This is a genomic window from Asticcacaulis sp. P4_H10 (assembly GCF_056400965.1).
Genome location: NZ_JBFUKH010000008.1, coordinates 249,359 through 264,539, shown reverse-complemented (window position 1 = coordinate 264,539; position 15,181 = coordinate 249,359). Strand labels below are relative to the sequence as shown.

At 61.3% G+C, this 15,181-nt stretch carries 13 protein-coding genes; 8 read left to right on the top strand and 5 right to left on the bottom strand.

What is annotated here, in order from left to right; all coding sequences use genetic code 11:
- Window positions 1-4: 4 nt before the first annotated feature.
- Complete coding sequence (locus AC1DON_RS15945) at window positions 5-376, top strand: hypothetical protein (RefSeq protein ID WP_476935796.1); 372 nt, start codon at window positions 5-7, stop codon at window positions 374-376.
- Window positions 377-495: 119 nt separating this feature from the next.
- Window positions 496-1,773, top strand: coding sequence for a phosphopyruvate hydratase (eno, locus tag AC1DON_RS15940; protein WP_476935795.1), 1,278 nt, complete (start codon window positions 496-498; stop codon window positions 1,771-1,773).
- Between the two features lie 132 nt (window positions 1,774-1,905).
- On the opposite strand, the gene AC1DON_RS15935 is transcribed toward eno, so the two are convergent.
- Entirely contained in the window at window positions 1,906-2,640 is a 735-nt protein-coding gene (locus AC1DON_RS15935; protein ID WP_476935794.1) for an SDR family oxidoreductase, read from the bottom strand.
- Between the two features lie 188 nt (window positions 2,641-2,828).
- Here AC1DON_RS15935 and AC1DON_RS15930 point away from each other — a divergent pair, with 188 nt between their 5' ends.
- The 6 genes from AC1DON_RS15930 to lpdA all read left to right on the top strand — a co-directional run bounded on the left by AC1DON_RS15930 (window position 2,829) and on the right by lpdA (window position 9,507).
- On the top strand, window positions 2,829-3,734 hold the full coding sequence (locus AC1DON_RS15930) for an AraC family transcriptional regulator (protein ID WP_476935793.1): 906 nt from the start codon (window positions 2,829-2,831) through the stop codon (window positions 3,732-3,734).
- A 208-nt stretch (window positions 3,735-3,942) separates the two neighbouring features.
- Complete coding sequence (locus AC1DON_RS15925) at window positions 3,943-4,233, top strand: FtsB family cell division protein (RefSeq protein ID WP_476935792.1); 291 nt, start codon at window positions 3,943-3,945, stop codon at window positions 4,231-4,233.
- Between the two features lie 190 nt (window positions 4,234-4,423).
- Entirely contained in the window at window positions 4,424-5,437 is a 1,014-nt protein-coding gene (pdhA, locus tag AC1DON_RS15920; protein ID WP_476935791.1) for a pyruvate dehydrogenase (acetyl-transferring) E1 component subunit alpha, read from the top strand.
- A gap of 5 nt (window positions 5,438-5,442) precedes the next feature.
- Window positions 5,443-6,798 carry a pyruvate dehydrogenase complex E1 component subunit beta gene (locus AC1DON_RS15915; protein WP_476935790.1) on the top strand — a complete coding sequence of 452 codons (1,356 nt, stop codon included), beginning with the start codon at window positions 5,443-5,445 and terminating at the stop codon, window positions 6,796-6,798.
- A gap of 18 nt (window positions 6,799-6,816) precedes the next feature.
- Window positions 6,817-8,094, top strand: coding sequence for a pyruvate dehydrogenase complex dihydrolipoamide acetyltransferase (locus AC1DON_RS15910; protein ID WP_476935789.1), 1,278 nt, complete (start codon window positions 6,817-6,819; stop codon window positions 8,092-8,094).
- A 12-nt stretch (window positions 8,095-8,106) separates the two neighbouring features.
- Window positions 8,107-9,507, top strand: coding sequence for a dihydrolipoyl dehydrogenase (gene lpdA, locus AC1DON_RS15905; RefSeq protein WP_476935788.1), 1,401 nt, complete (start codon window positions 8,107-8,109; stop codon window positions 9,505-9,507).
- Window positions 9,508-9,635: 128 nt separating this feature from the next.
- On the opposite strand, the gene AC1DON_RS15900 is transcribed toward lpdA, so the two are convergent.
- The 4 genes from AC1DON_RS15900 to AC1DON_RS15885 all read right to left on the bottom strand — a co-directional run bounded on the left by AC1DON_RS15900 (window position 9,636) and on the right by AC1DON_RS15885 (window position 15,159).
- Window positions 9,636-10,997 (bottom strand): PepSY-associated TM helix domain-containing protein, encoded by a 1,362-nt coding sequence (locus tag AC1DON_RS15900; protein ID WP_476935787.1) that lies wholly within the window; start codon window positions 10,995-10,997, stop codon window positions 9,636-9,638.
- Between the two features lie 3 nt (window positions 10,998-11,000).
- Window positions 11,001-13,073 carry a TonB-dependent receptor family protein gene (locus AC1DON_RS15895; RefSeq protein WP_476935786.1) on the bottom strand — a complete coding sequence of 691 codons (2,073 nt, stop codon included), beginning with the start codon at window positions 13,071-13,073 and terminating at the stop codon, window positions 11,001-11,003.
- A gap of 64 nt (window positions 13,074-13,137) precedes the next feature.
- Window positions 13,138-13,533, bottom strand: a complete 396-nt coding sequence (locus tag AC1DON_RS15890) for a hypothetical protein (RefSeq protein ID WP_476935785.1) — start codon at window positions 13,531-13,533, stop codon at window positions 13,138-13,140.
- Between the two features lie 66 nt (window positions 13,534-13,599).
- A complete protein-coding gene (locus AC1DON_RS15885; RefSeq protein WP_476935784.1) occupies window positions 13,600-15,159 on the bottom strand; it encodes an AMP-binding protein in 1,560 nt (519 codons plus the stop codon).
- Between the last annotated feature and the right edge of the window lie 22 nt (window positions 15,160-15,181).

Sequence of the window (15,181 nt, the reverse complement as noted above, 5' to 3'; positions counted from 1 at the left end):
ACTTATGGAGCGCGTGCTGGCGATCATAGTGTTGCTATCCGGCCTGATATTTCAGGCTGCACCATCCCGTGCTGCCGATATTCAGTCGAAGAATTTAGTTTGGGCCGAGTTGTTTGACATGACTCGACTTGAGCTCCCTACGGACACCGACCCCGAAGGTCGGGTTGATTTGCGATGCCAGCTCATCAGCGGTGATGGCCACCTTAAGTGTCGAGTTGTTGGAAGTTCGCTCGATCCTGATCCGAGAGGCAAATATTCAGGGATGATTGCCGATATCGTCGAACAAGGCGGACGCATCGACATGGCCAAAACGGCTGGCGCTAGAATCGGAAAATTTATTGTTTTCGCCGTCGTTATAACAATATCCGACACCTAAGCGTCAGCTAACGCAGGCGGCGCTTTTCCTGCTTGGGCCTGTCGCGCTTGTCTTTAGGGATGAGCCTTGCTAAGGGGGCGCGAACTTTCCTTCCCCTCCCATATTGCAGGACGTCCTTCATGCCCGAAATCATCGATATCGTCGCCCGTGAAATCCTCGATTCGCGTGGCAATCCGACCGTCGAAGTCGACGTGACCCTCGATGACGGCAGCTTTGGCCGCGCCGCTGTGCCGTCGGGTGCTTCTACCGGCGCGCACGAAGCTGCTGAAAAGCGCGACAATGACCCGAAGCGCTATGGTGGCAAAGGCGTTCGCCAGGCTGTTGACGCGGTCAATGGCGAAATCTTCGAAGCGATCAACGGTTTCGAAGCGCTGGACCAGCGCCGTCTCGACCAGGCCCTGATCAACCTGGATGGCACACCGAATAAGTCGCGCCTGGGCGCCAACGCCATCCTCGGCGTTTCGCTGGCCGTGGCGCGCGCTGCCGCCCAGTCCGTCAACCTGCCGCTCTACAAGTACGTCGGTGGTCTGCAATCGCGCGTCCTGCCCGTGCCGTTGATGAACATCATCAATGGCGGCGCGCACGCCGACAATCCGATCGACATCCAGGAATTCATGATCGTTCCGGCCGGTGCCGAAACGTTTGCCGAAGCCCTGCGCATGGGCGCAGAAATCTTCCACGCGCTGAAGAAGGGCCTGAAGGCCGCCGGTCACAACACCAATGTCGGCGACGAAGGCGGCTTCGCGCCGAACCTGGCTTCGGCCGAAGACGCGCTGACCTTTATCATGAAGGCGGGCGAGCAAGCCGGCTATAAGGCCGGTTCGGACTTCTGGCTGGCGCTGGACGTGGCTTCGACCGAGTTCTTCAAGGACGGCAAGTACAATCTGGAAGGCGAGGGCAAGGTCCTTACGCCGGCCGAAATGGTCGACTATCTGGTTGGCCTGGCTGACAAGTTCCCGATCTGCTCGATCGAAGACGGCATGGCCGAGGACGATTACGAAGGCTGGAAGCTGCTGACCGAAGCCCTGGGTGACCGTATCCAGCTGGTCGGCGACGATCTGTTCGTGACCAACCCCGACCGCCTGGAAACCGGCATTGTCGAAGGCATGGCCAACTCGATCCTGGTCAAGGTCAACCAGATCGGCACGCTGTCGGAAACGCTTGACGCCGTCGATATGGCGCACCGTGCCGGCTACACCAGCGTGATGTCGCACCGTTCGGGTGAAACCGAAGATTCGACGATTGCCGACCTGGCGGTGGCGCTGAACTGCGGTCAGATCAAGACGGGCTCGCTGGCGCGTTCGGACCGGACGGCGAAGTACAACCAACTGCTGCGCATCGAAGCGATGCTGGACGATGAAGCGGTCTATGCCGGCGTCGGCGTCATCCGCTGCTAAACTTATGGGGTTTGGGGGCTGTGCCCCCAAGTCTTCTAAAATCAAAGTAAAAGCCTGGCCTCTTTGGGGCCAGGCTTTTACTTTGATATCAGGGAAAGTCTGTGGGGTCGCGGACCCCACACCCCATCAATTTTAGTACGGACTTGCGGTCGGCCGCACGATAATCTCACTGACATCGACATCCTTCGGCTGGCTGATCGCATAGGCAATCGCATTGGCAATCGCTTCAGCCGGCAGCGCTATCGCGCGGAATTCCTTCATGAATTCCTGCGACGCTGGATCGGTGATCGTCCCGGCCAGTTCAGATGTTGTGACGCCAGGCGCGACGGTCGTCACGCGCAGGAAGGTCGATTCCTGACGCAGGCCATCCGAAATGGCGCGGACGGCGAACTTGGTGCCGCAATAGACCGCCGCCGTCGGATAGGTATTGTAGGCGGCGATAGAAGACACACTAATGATTTGGCCTTCGTTCTGGGCCTTCATGACCGGCAGGGCCGCGGCGATGCCGTACATGACGCCCTTGATGTTGACGTCGACCATGCGGTCCCACTCATCGACCTTCAGCGCTTCCATGGCCGACAACGGCATCAGGCCGGCATTATTGACCAGCACATCCAGCCGGCCAAAGCGTTCAACGGCTGCTGCCACAAAGGCCGAGACGTCATCGCGCTTGGTGACATCCAAAGCGGCGAAATGCGCCTGACCGCCAGCGGCAGTGATTTCTGCCACCAGCGCTTCCAGACGATCAGTGCGCCGTGCACCCAGCATCACCTTGGCGCCCCTGGCGGCCAGAACGCGTGCGGTGGCTTCGCCGATACCGCTGCTGGCGCCCGTAATGGCGACGACCTTGCCTGCTACATTTTCCATTTCAAAATCTCCTGTCGAAGGCAGCCGGGGAGTGGCTGCGGTACAGGCTGGAAAATAGGCGAGGGCAGGCGTGAGGCGGTAGGTCGATCATCCATGATGATTGCACGATCCTCCAAATGTGATCCTCACAACCACGACAAAGGCGCAAATATGCTGTAGATCGATTGTCCGAAACCGAAGAGACGACCGTGACCGACACCACAGACCTTGCCGAAGCTATGCGCCGCCATGCCCACGCCGAAGGCATGCTGGAAACCGCCATCAACGGCATCTATGTCATCCGCAGCGACACCCGCACCCAGCCTATCCACGTCGTGCACGTGCCGGCTTTGTGCATCGTCGCGCAAGGCAGCAAGACCGTCCGGCTGGAAGGCGAGGGTTTCACCTATTCGCCCGGCCAGCACCTGACCATCGCCGTCGATCTGCCTTTGAGCGGCGAGGTCATTGAGGCCACGCCGGACGCGCCCTATCTGTGCCTGCGCGTCGATCTCGATCCGATCATGCTGGCGGAAATGTTGAAGGACGCCGGCGTCGCCAAGCCGTCTTCCGATCATGACGGGCGCGGGCTGGCGATTGGCCGGTGCGAACAGGAGGTCATCGACGCGACAACGCGGCTGGTAAAGCTTCTCGATGCGCCATCGACCGCGAAGATCCTGGCGCCGCTGGCCGTCCGCGAGCTGCTCTACCGGCTGATCCTGTCGGGCCACGCCGAAGGCCTGCGCCACATCGCCTTTGCCGATTCCCGTTTGCGGCGGATCGGCGCGGCCATCACCTGGATTACCCACAACTTCCGCGAGCCGTTTGCCATCGCAACCGTCGCGGCGGCCGCCGGCATGAGCCCGTCGTCGTTGCATGCTCATTTCAAGGCCGTGACGGCGCTGACGCCGCTGCAATACCAGAAACGGCTCCGGCTGCAGGAAGCGCAAAGGCTGATCTATGCCGGCGCCATGGATGCGGCGTCTGCCGCCTTTCACACCGGCTATGACAGCCCGTCGCAGTTTAGCCGCGACTATCGCCGCCTGTTTGGCGCACCGCCGATCCGCGACGTCCATCGCCTCCGGCAGAGCGGCGCCCGCCTCGAAGCCGTCGCGTAAACGCTGTCAAAATCCCGTTTTTTGACACTCCTGATAAAAACGACGTGATTGACCCAAAGCGCCAAGTCGCGGATTTGATAAATTTTTCTCATTTCCCCGACATGTTCAGCAACAGTTTGTTAACCTAGATGGCGGAAAACGGACAGGAAAGTTGCGTATACAGTTCCAGAAGGAGCGAAATAGAGTGTTTGACCGATTGAGGCCTTACTTGCCTACTGCACTTATCGCACTTGTATTGACCTATGTCTGCGTCCAGTATCTGACTGGCGACAAGGGTTTCTTTTCTCAGGAATCTCGCGACCGTGACTTGGTCGTGAAAGAGCAACAGCTCGCTAAGCTTCAGTCCGAGCGTGAAGACCTTGAGGCGCGCGCCAAATACCTGCGTACCGACAATCTATCCAAGGATCTTCTTCAGGAACGCGCTCGCGTCCTGCTGGGCCTGACCGAGCCGCATGCCTATGTAATTCGTTACAATACGCCTTCCGGCACCAATTCCTGATCCCCTAATAGCACTTTACGCGAACGCAGGCTTCTCATAAAGGGAAGAGGCCTTTGCGCGTCCGCGCACCTGGTGTCCACTTCAGAGGGGGTGTGCGTCAGTTAGAAGAGGGCTTCGGCGCCGCCTTTTTGCGCGCCTGTACTTGAGGCCGAATCTCCCCATAACGGCCCAAACACTTGAGGAGGTGTCCATGGCGCGTGCCGCCCAAAAAGACGCTAAGACCAGCGACTCTAAGCTGAGCAATGTATCCAAAGACGAACTGCTGAAATATTATCGTGAGATGGTGCTGATCCGCCGCTTTGAAGAGCGCGCGGGACAGTTGTACGGCATGGGCCTGATCGGTGGCTTTTGCCACCTGTATATCGGTCAGGAGGCCGTCGCCGTCGGTATGGAGGCCGCCTCCAAGGATGGCGACCAGGTCATCACCGGTTATCGTGACCACGGCCACATGCTGGCCGCCGGCATGGACCCCAACGCCGTCATGGCCGAACTGACTGGCCGTTCCGGCGGGTCGTCGCGCGGCAAGGGCGGGTCGATGCACATGTTCGACATCGAGACCGGCTTCTTCGGCGGCCACGGCATTGTGGGCGCGCAAGTTTCGCTCGGCACCGGCCTGGCCTTCGCCGACTTCTACAAGCAGAACGGCAATGTCTCCTTCACCTACTTCGGTGACGGCGCGGCCAACCAGGGCCAGGTCTATGAAAGCTTCAACATGGCCCAGCTGTGGAAGCTGCCGGTCGTGTACGTGATCGAAAACAACGAATACGCCATGGGCACGTCGCTGGCGCGCGCTTCGGCGACCGTCAACCTGTCGCAGCGCGGCGCTTCGTTTGGCATTCCGGGCGAAACCGTTGACGGCATGGACGTGTTCGCCGTCAAGGAAGCGGCCGAACGCGCTGCCGAGCACGCCCGTTCGGGCAAGGGCCCCTACATCCTCGAGATGAAGACCTACCGCTACCGCGGCCACTCGATGTCCGATCCGGCCAAGTACCGCTCGAAGGAAGAGGTCGACGAGGTCAAGACGACCCGCGATCCGATCGACCACATCAAGACGATGCTGCAGCAGTCGGGCGTTGCCGAAGACGAGATCAAGGCGATCGACGCCGAGATCAAGGCCATCGTGCTGGAAGCCGTCGAGTTCGCCCAGGCCTCGCCTGAACCCGATCCGTCCGAACTGTACACCGACGTTTATCTCGAGGCGTAATTTACATGACCGATATTCTTATGCCCGCGCTCTCTCCGACGATGGAAGAGGGCACCCTCGCCAAGTGGCACATCAAGCCGGGCGATGAAGTTTCCGCCGGTCAGGTGATCGCCGAGATCGAAACTGACAAGGCGACGATGGAAGTCGAAGCTGTCGACGAAGGCAAGGTCGAGGCCATCCTGGTCGAAGCCGGCACCGAAGGCGTCAAGGTCAATACGCCAATCGCCCGTCTCGAAGGCGGCGCTTCGGCGTCTGCTGCCCCTGCGCAAGCCGCGCCTGAAGCCGAGGCCCCTAAGGCGGAAGCGGCTCCGGCCGCTGCTGCTGCACCGGTTCAGGCCAAGCCTGCCAACGATCCGGAAGTTCCCGCCGGCACGCCGATGGTCAAGATCACGGTCCGCGACGCGCTGCGCGACGCCATGGCCGAAGAAATGCGCCGCGACGACAAGGTCTTCCTGATGGGCGAGGAAGTCGCCCAGTACCAGGGCGCCTACAAGGTCTCGCGCGGCCTGCTGGAAGAGTTCGGCGAACGCCGCGTCATCGACACGCCGATCACCGAAATGGGCTTTGCCGGTATCGGTTCGGGCGCGGCCATGGCCGGCCTGAAGCCGATCATCGAGTTCATGACGTTCAACTTCGCCATGCAGGCGATCGACCACATCCTGAACTCCTCGGCCAAGACGCTGTATATGTCCGGTGGTCAGATCAAGTCGTCGATCGTGTTCCGTGGTCCGAACGGTGCAGCTTCGCGCGTCGGCGCCCAGCACAGCCAGGACTATTCGGCATGGTACGCCAACGTCCCAGGCCTTAAGGTCGTGGCACCTTATGACGCGGCTGACGCCAAGGGCCTGATGAAGGCGGCGATCCGCGATCCGAACCCGATCGTCTTCCTCGAACACGAGATGATGTACGGCCTGGAGTTCGATATCCCCGATGTAGAAGACTTCGTCCTGCCGATCGGCAAGGCTAAGGTCCAGCGCGAAGGCGTTGACGTGACGATCACGGCGCACTCGCGCATGGTCGGTTTTGCGCTCAAAGCTGCCGAGCAACTGGCGGCTGAAGGCATCGACGTCGAAGTCATCAATCTGCGGACGCTGCGCCCGCTCGACACCGAAACCATCCTGACCTCGGTCCGCAAGACCAACCGTCTGGTGACGGTGGAAGAGGGCTGGGGCCCCTGCGGCATCGGCGCCGAAGTCGCCGCCCGCGTCGTTGCCGAAGCCTTCGACGATCTCGATGCGCCGCCGCTGCGCGTCCACCAGGAAGACGTCCCGATGCCTTACGCTGCCAATCTGGAAGCACTGACGGTGCCGAGCGTCGAAAAGATCGTCAAGGCCGTCAAGGCCGTGACTTACCGTAGCTAATTCAGGGACATATTTGAAATGACTGACATTTTGATGCCTGCCCTGTCTCCGACTATGGAAGAGGGCATTCTGGCCAAGTGGCACGTGAAGGTCGGTGATGAGATCACCGCCGGTCAGGTGATCGCTGAAATCGAAACCGACAAGGCGACCATGGAAGTGGAAGCCGTGGACGAAGGCAAGGTCGAGGCCATTCTGGTCGAAGCCGGCACCGAAGGCGTGAAGGTCAATACGCCGATCGCGCGTCTGGCCGGTGGTGCTTCGGCACCCGCTCCTAAAGCTGCTGCTGCGCCTGCTGCCGAAGCCCCGAAGGCTGAAGCTGCCAAGCCGGCTCCGGCTGCTGCGGCATCCGCTGCCGCTCCGGCGCCTGCCGCTGCAGCGTCGGGTGCACGGGTTGCGGCTTCGCCGCTGGCGCGTCGTCTCGCGGCAATCAACAATATCGACCTGAAGGCCATCAAGGGTTCCGGCCCGCACGGCCGGATCATCAAGCGCGACATCGAGGCTGCGCAACAGTCCGGCGCAGGCAAGACGTCCGCCGCCGGTGGCGCTTCGGCACCGGCTGCAGAGCCGCGCAAGGTTCAGTCGCTGGAACAGATGGGCATTCCTGCCGGTTCCTACGACCTGATCCCGCTCGACGGCATGCGCAAGGTCATCGCTCGTCGCATGACCGAGTCGTTCCGCGACATCCCGCACTTCCCGCTGACGGTCGACATCGAACTCGACAGTCTGCTGGCTGCGCGGTCGAAGATCAATACGGCGCTTGAGTCGCGCGGTGTGAAGGTGTCGGTAAACGACATGATTATCAAGGCAGTAGCGCTGGCACTTAAAGCTGTACCTGAGGCGAATGCCTCATATACGCCCGAAGGCATTGCGCTCCATAAGAATGCCGACATCGCGGTGGCCGTGGCCATCGACGGCGGCCTGATCACCCCAATCGTACGCAAGGCGGAACTGAAGACCCTGGCCGAAATCTCGACCGAGATGAAGGACCTGGCGCAACGGGCCCGCGACCGCAAGCTGAAGCCGGAAGAGTTCCAGGGTGGCACCTTCTCGGTGTCCAACCTGGGCATGTTCGGCATCAAGACCTTCACCTCGATCTTGAACGAGCCGCAGGGCTGCATCATGTCGGTCGGTGCTGGTGAGCCGCGCCCGGTCGTCAAGAACGGCCAGCTGGCGATCGCCACGGTCATGTCGGTCACGCTGACCTGCGACCACCGCGTCGTCGACGGCTCGATTGGCGCCAAGTTTATCAGCGCCTTCAAGCCGCTGATCGAAGACCCGATTAAGATGTTAGCGTAGGGGACTGATAACATGGCTTATGATCTCGTAGTTATCGGTTCCGGCCCTGGCGGTTATGAGGGCGCGATCCGCGCCGCTCAGAACGGCTTCAAGGTCGCCATCGTCGAGCGTGAACTGCTGGGCGGCATCTGCCTGAACTGGGGCTGTATCCCCACCAAGGCGCTGCTGAAGTCGGCGGAAGTCTTCGACAAGATCAACCACCTGGCCGATTACGGCCTGACCGGTGAAAAGCCTGGCTTCGACTTTGAAAAGGTCATCGCCCGGTCGCGCGCCGTCGCCAAGCAATTGAATGGCGGCGTCGGCTATCTGATGAAGAAAAACAAGATCGACGTCATCGAAGGTTTCGCGACGCTTGAGCCCGGCAAGGATGCACCGAAGGTCAAGGTGAAGCTGACTGCCGGCGGCGAACAGGTGCTAGAGCCCAAGAACGTCATGCTGGCCGTCGGCGCCCGTGCGCGGGAAATCCCGGCGATCGGCGCGGTTTCGGACGGCGAGGCGATCTGGACCTACCGCAACGCCTTGTCGCCCAAGAAGATGCCGAAGTCGCTGGTCGTCATCGGCTCGGGCGCCATCGGTATCGAATTTGCCAGCTTCTACCGTTCGCTCGGTGCTGAAGTTGTTGTTGTCGAAGCGCTAGATCGCATCCTGCCGGTCGAGGACAAGGAAGTGTCGGCCGAAGCCCACAAGGCGTTCGAAAAGCGCGGCATCAAGTTCCGCGTCGGCGCCAAGGTCACCAAGGTCGAAAAGGCCGGCGGTGGCGTGAAGGTGTCGGTCGAAGCCGGCGGCAAGGCCGAAGTGCTGGAGGCCGAGGGCTGCATCGTCGCCGTCGGTATCGTTGCCAACACCGAAAACCTTGGCTTGGACAAGCTGGGTGTCGAGCTGGACCGCGGTCACATCAAGAATGACAGCCACGGCAAGACCAATGTGAAGGGGCTTTACGCGATCGGCGACTGCGCCGGACCGCCCTGGCTGGCGCACAAGGCTTCGCACGAAGCCATTCATGCCGTCGACTATATGGCCGGCAAGAAGCTGTCGAACCTGAACCCGCCGATCCCGGGCTGTACCTATGCGACTCCGGAAGTGGCCAGCGTCGGTATCACCGAGCAGGGCGCGAAAGAGAAGGGGCTGGACGTCAAGATCGGCCGCTTCCCGTTCAAGGCCAATGGCAAGGCAATTGCCGCTGGTGAATCGGGCGGTTTCGTGAAGGTCATCTTCGACAAGAAGACGGGCGCGCTTCTAGGGGCGCACATGATCGGCTCAAACGTGACCGAGATGATCCAGGGCTTCTGCCTGGCGATCACCATGGAAGCGACGGAAGAGGACCTGCAAGGTACGGTCTTCCCGCACCCGACCATGTCGGAAGCCATCCTCGAGGCGTCTTTGGACGCCGACGGCCGCATGATCAACCTGTAATGTATCGGGGTCTGGGGCCTGCGGCCCCAGCTCTTTGCCTTCAAAAGCCCGGTCTTACGACTGGGCTTTTGTTTTACTTCGAATTATAAATTGCATTTTGCAATTAAAATTTGGCTTGTGGTTGGCAATTAACCTTTGAGTCCCAGCCATTCACGTGTTGCCGGGACACGTCTCAGGATCAGGTGTTCGGTGAGCGCGACGGCGATCAGGCTGATGCCGAGCACCGGCAGGAAGATGGCAAGTGCGATGATCAGCACGGCCAGGCCGGCGCCGAGGCGCTCATCGGGCAGGAGCGCCGGGGCACCGAGTGCGTCGCTCGGACGGCGCTGCCACCACATGATAACCGCGCTGACGCACAGGGTCACGAGGCCGATGGCGGTGAGCAGGCCCAGCAACTGATTGACCCAGCCGAACAGGTGGCCTTCGTGGGCGGAAATGCCGGTGGCGACGACGCGATCGACCAGCGCCTTGTCACCGAAGGTCTCGCGTTTGGTCTCCTTGCCGGTGGCGGCATCGTAGGTGACGGTAAAGCGCGCGGTCAGATTCTGCGTGCCTGAGGTCGCCTGCCAGGTTGTGTCCTTGACGGGTTTGAGCAGAACCGGTGCGGGCAGATCGAGCTTAAGGACGCGCGGCGCCAGGGCATCGATGCCCGTCAGGTTGATGCCCATATTGTGGCTCATGAGCGCGCCCTGGTCGTGGTGGGCGTGCTCGTCCTTCAGAGCCTTGGCCTCACTTGCGCGGCCGGCGGTCCATTCGGCCTTGGCGGTGGCGGGCTTGGTCGCGGCGACCACAGCCCGAAACGCGCCGCCCCAGACCGAGGTCCATGGCAGACCGGACAGCAGCAGAAACAGCGCGAAAAATGAGATCCAGATGCCGGTGACGGCGTGCAGGTCGCGCCAGAAGATGCGCTTACCCATTTTGAGGCGCGGATAAAGCAGGCCGGCCGGGCCTGTCGCATTGCGCGGCCACCACAGGTAAAGGCCGGTAGCGATCATGACGATGGCCCAGCACGCCGCCAACTCGACGATGGTTTCGCCGAAGCGGCCGAGGGTCAGCTCGCCGTGGATGTTCTTGATGATGGCCATGAAGCGCTGGTCTTCGGCCTGGACTTTCAGGACATCGAGCGTCTGGGGGTGGATATAGACGCGCCACAACTCGCCGCCGTCGTTCATGACGACGCGCAGCGCATCGTGCGGATTGGTGCGCAGTTCGACCTGCTTCAACTCGGCGCCATGCAGGGCGTGCATGGCATTGAATATCTGCTCGCTGACGGGCTTTGGGGCGCCTTCGAACGGCAGATTGTCGTAACGCGCATCCAGGGCCGCTTCGATCTGCGGCTTGAACAGGTAACAACTCCCCGTGACGGCTAGCAGGACGATGAACGGGATGCAGACGAGCCCAGCGTAGAAATGCCAGCGCCAGATCATGCGATAGTCGATGATGCGCCGCCTGGCGGCGTCCCCAGAAAGCTTAATGTCGGGGTCGTTCATGGCCTATTTCCCCGTCAGACGAATGCCGACAAACAGCGCGCGGCCTTCGCCCGGCCAGAAGACCTTGCGCGACGATGCGGCCACCGAAGCGAAGTTGGTCAGCGCGTTGACGTTCGACACGTAGCGCGTGTCGGCGAGATTGCGGGCATCGGCATAGACTTCGATATTGTAGCCAAAGCGCTTGGACAGGCTGAGGTTCCAGACGGTGTAGCCTGGCGCCTTGGTAGTGTTGGTATAGTCGACCCAGACGTCAGACGGCGTCCACTCAACCGCCGGTGTGATGCGCCAGCCGCCTGCCGAAGCCGTCAGGCTGGCGCGATAATAGTGCTCCGGGATGACGGGCAGGCGGGCATCGCCATAGGTCTTGTCGCCATCGAAATGGAAGTCCGACCAGGTGTAGGTCTGGCGGAGACTGTAGCTCCACGGACCGACCTTGGCGAACGACCAGTCGAGCGCGGCTTCGAGGCCCTGGTGGATGGTCTTTTCGGCATTGAAGGTCGCGGCCGGCACATCCGGCGTGACGATGAAGTTCAGCATCTCGCCAGTAATCGCCGAGCGATAGGCCGCCACATCCCACGCCAGGCTGGCATTGCGGCCGCGCAGGCCAGCCTCGACGGTGGTGGCCTTCTGCAGATCGACCGGCGTGAATTGCGGCAGCGGCGTCTGGACGAGGGCGCCATAGGTCGGCGCCTCGATCGAGCGCGTGATATTGGCGAACCACTGATGGCCCTGTTCGTTCTGCCACAGCAGGCCGATGCGCGGCGCAAACCAGTCGAAATCGGCTTTCTTGTCGTTGGCGTGGTTGAGCAGGTTGCTGTAGTCGCGCTCGGTCCAGCCATAGGACCCGCCGGCGACGACTGCCAGCTTATCGGTGACGAAAACGCGGCCTTCGCCGAACAGATCGATGCTTTGAGCATTCTGGCGGGACTGGCCGGTCAGGTTGCCGGGCTGGCCGTTCGCGTTGACGAAGACGTTGGCGTCGGTCAGGCCGGCGCGATAGTTGATGCCGGCGAAGACATCGGCAGGGCGGCCGGCAAAGGTGCCCTTGCCATCGAGACGGGCGAAGGCGCCGTAATTCTGATAGGTGTAGTCGATGTAGATTGAGATCGGGTGGATCAGTTCCTTCCACGCCGCATAAACGCCAACCTGTAACTGCCAGTTATCGTTCAGCTTCCAGTCGGCCTGAGTGGTGGCGCGGACGGATTGCATGTTGCGGCCATAGTGCAGGGCCGGGTAGTTGGCAGCGGCGGTAATGGTCGGCGTGTTCAGCGCCTCATTCAACGTCAAACCACCGGCAATGCCTTGCTCGACATCGTTGGCCTGGACGATCAGGCGGACGGAGCGGCCTTCGCCGAAGCTGCGGCCGATATTGGCGGTGACGCGGCGGGCTTCCTGGGCCGTGTTGTCGCGCCAGCCGTCGGCTTTGGTAACGGTCGCCGACAGATAGAGATCGTAGTCGCCGATGACGTCCGCATAGGCCGCGTGACCGCGCAGGGTGCCGAACGAACCGCCTTCGACGCGCAACTGGCTGCGATAGCCGGCATTGTGGCCCGAGGGTGTGACGTAGTTGACCGCGCCGCCCAGTTGCGCGCCGCCGAAGCGCAGGGCGTTGCCGCCCTTATAGACCTCGATATAGCGGACGCTGAGCGGGTCCATCTCCTGAAAATCGCCCGAGCCGTCGGCCTGGTTGACCGGGATGCAGTCGATCGCCAGCCACGAGCCGCGATTGTGGGCCGAATTGCCGATGCCCGAGCCGCGGATCGAAAAGCGGCCGTCCTCGCCTGATTTCTTTTGTGCGAAAACACCAGAGACGTCTTTCAGCGTATCGAACAGGCCCAAGGCATAGCTGTTGTCGAAGTTTTCACGCGCCACCACTGCGACGGCGCCAGGCGTACGCGACAGGCGCGCGCGGGTCGATTTAACGGCGGGTGGGTCGAGCGGATCGGGGCGGGCGGTGACGATGACGGTCGACGGATCGTCTACTTCCCCTGCATCGGCGGAAAAAGGAATGAAGGGCAGGACGGAGGCTGTGACGAGCAGGGCGCCAACGAAGGTGCGGGTAGACATTTTGGACATGGGAGAACCGAAAATCAGAAAGCAGTCAGGCGCGCGGGATCACATCCTGCGCGGGCGAGGGACTTCAGATTTCGGACGGTGGGCCGCAGGAATGCGGGCGCGGCGGCGCGCGGGCGCGGACGGTGGTAGCATTGGCTGCCGGCGTCAGACTGACATACTCGGTGACGTAGACGACCGGAACGATTTGCGGTGACGGTGTGGCGATCGCGGTCAGCGAGGCCAGGACACAGTCGGCGCATTTCAGGCCCTGATAGCCTTTGGTCTTGGAAGCGTTGGCGATCTTTTGCGCGGCCACAGTGTCGGCAACGGCCGGCGCGTTGACCTGTTCCACGCATAACATAAAGCCAGACATGGCTTGCGCCGACACCTGGACCGGGAACAGGAAGGGGCAGAGCAGGGCCATGACCACGGCGAAGCAGGCCCAGAAACGGACCTCCGCCTTCGCTGCTCTGTACGTCATTACGGCCATGTCCCGCGCTTACGTTGCCGCCGCTAAGCTGTCAATATGCGTGATTGCCGCAGACCGCTATGCGGCCTGCAACTCAACCTCGGCCAGCTTCTGAAGGGCGACATAGTCGGTCTTGCCGGAGCCCAGGACAGGAACGGCTTCGACCTTCAGGATCTTTTTGGGGACGGCCAATGAGGGTGTGCCGTTTTCCTTGGCCCAAGTGGCCAGGCGGCTCATCTCAGCATCGGAATTGTCTGTGAACAGCACCAGGCGCTCGCCCTTCTTGTCATCGGCGACGGCCACGACGGCGTGGCGGTTGTCGGGCCAGACCTCTTCGGCCAGGCGCTCGACGGCGGTCAGTGACACCATTTCGCCCGCGATCTTGGCGAAGCGCTTGGCGCGGCCGAGAATCTTGATGAAGCCCGAGTCATCAAAGGTGACGATATCGCCGGTGTCATGCCAGCCGTCTTTCGGCGCTTCGATAATATCCGGAGTTTCTGGATTAATATATCCGGCCATCACGTTGGGGCCTTTGACAAAAAGACGTCCGCCTTCTTTGATACCCTCGACCGGGTCGAGGCGCGTTTCGATGCCGGGCAGGACCGGGCCGACCGTGCCGAAGTGGTTGTCGTCGGGATAGTTGACGGCGACCACTGGCGAGCATTCGGTCACGCCATAGCCCTCCAGGATCGGCACGCCGCCGAATTGGGTCTTGAACAGCTCGTGCGTCTCGTTGCGCACTTTTTCGGCGCCGCAGACGACGAACTCCAAGGTCTTGAAATCATCGGGCTCGGCCTGGCGGGCATACTGGTTGATGAAGGTGTCGGTCGCGAACAAAAGCGACGCCTTCGATTCGCGCAGCAGCGGCGGGATCTGCTTGACGTGCAGGGGCGATGGGTATTGGAAGCTGCGCAGGCCGGCAAGAAGCGGCAGGATAACGCCGCCGGTCAGGCCCAGCGAATGAAATATCGGCATTGGGTTGAAAGCGACCCATTCCGGCTTGAGCGCAATATGCGCCGCGATCTGGCGGCAGTTGGCAACCAGGTTGCGCTGGCTGAGGACGACACCTCGCGGGCTGCCGAAGCTGCCCGAGGTGAACAGGATGACGCCGATATCGTCCGGTGTGGCCTTCTTGGCGAACATCCGCGGCAGCTTGGAGGCGACAAAGGCATAGACCTTGTCGGCCAGGGTAATTTCCTTGCGGATATCGTCGAGATAAACGATGCGGACACAGGCGCCCATCGCTTCGACCAGCTCTTCCAGCTTGGCGTTTTCGATGAAGCGCCGGGCCGTAACCACTGTTTTAATTTGCGAAACCTGGATAGCTGCTCGGATATTGGCTACGCCGGCGGTAAAATTGATCATCACCGGTGCGCGTCCGAGCGCGTGCATGGCCCAGAAGGACAGGGCGCCGCCCATGGAGGTCGGCAGCATCAAACCGACGCGCTTCTCATCGCCGATATGGCGCTCTAGCAGCCGCGACAGGGCAAAGCTGCCGGCGATGAACATGTTGTAGTCGAGCGGTTTGCGGTCCTGATCTTCGATAATGATCTTGGTTCCGCCGTAACGGTGTCTGGCTTGGACCAGCGCTTCAAACAGCGGTGTCTCAAACGCCTTGGCGTCCAGCTCGCGCTTCATGCGCAGGCACTCCCCTCAGAGA

Bases quoted from the DNA above. Each gene is read 5' to 3' on its own strand.
- AC1DON_RS15885 (WP_476935784.1), bottom strand. From the start codon at position 15,159: ATGAAGCGCGAGCTGGACGCCAAGGCGTTTGAGACACCGCTGTTTGAA.
- AC1DON_RS15910 (WP_476935789.1), top strand. From the start codon at position 6,817: ATGACTGACATTTTGATGCCTGCCCTGTCTCCGACTATGGAAGAGGGC.
- AC1DON_RS15935 (WP_476935794.1), bottom strand. From the start codon at position 2,640: ATGGAAAATGTAGCAGGCAAGGTCGTCGCCATTACGGGCGCCAGCAGC.
- AC1DON_RS15945 (WP_476935796.1), top strand. From the start codon at position 5: ATGGAGCGCGTGCTGGCGATCATAGTGTTGCTATCCGGCCTGATATTT.
- AC1DON_RS15895 (WP_476935786.1), bottom strand. From the start codon at position 13,073: ATGTCCAAAATGTCTACCCGCACCTTCGTTGGCGCCCTGCTCGTCACA.
- AC1DON_RS15890 (WP_476935785.1), bottom strand. From the start codon at position 13,533: ATGACGTACAGAGCAGCGAAGGCGGAGGTCCGTTTCTGGGCCTGCTTC.
- pdhA (WP_476935791.1), top strand. From the start codon at position 4,424: ATGGCGCGTGCCGCCCAAAAAGACGCTAAGACCAGCGACTCTAAGCTG.
- AC1DON_RS15900 (WP_476935787.1), bottom strand. From the start codon at position 10,997: ATGAACGACCCCGACATTAAGCTTTCTGGGGACGCCGCCAGGCGGCGC.
- AC1DON_RS15915 (WP_476935790.1), top strand. From the start codon at position 5,443: ATGACCGATATTCTTATGCCCGCGCTCTCTCCGACGATGGAAGAGGGC.
- lpdA (WP_476935788.1), top strand. From the start codon at position 8,107: ATGGCTTATGATCTCGTAGTTATCGGTTCCGGCCCTGGCGGTTATGAG.
- eno (WP_476935795.1), top strand. From the start codon at position 496: ATGCCCGAAATCATCGATATCGTCGCCCGTGAAATCCTCGATTCGCGT.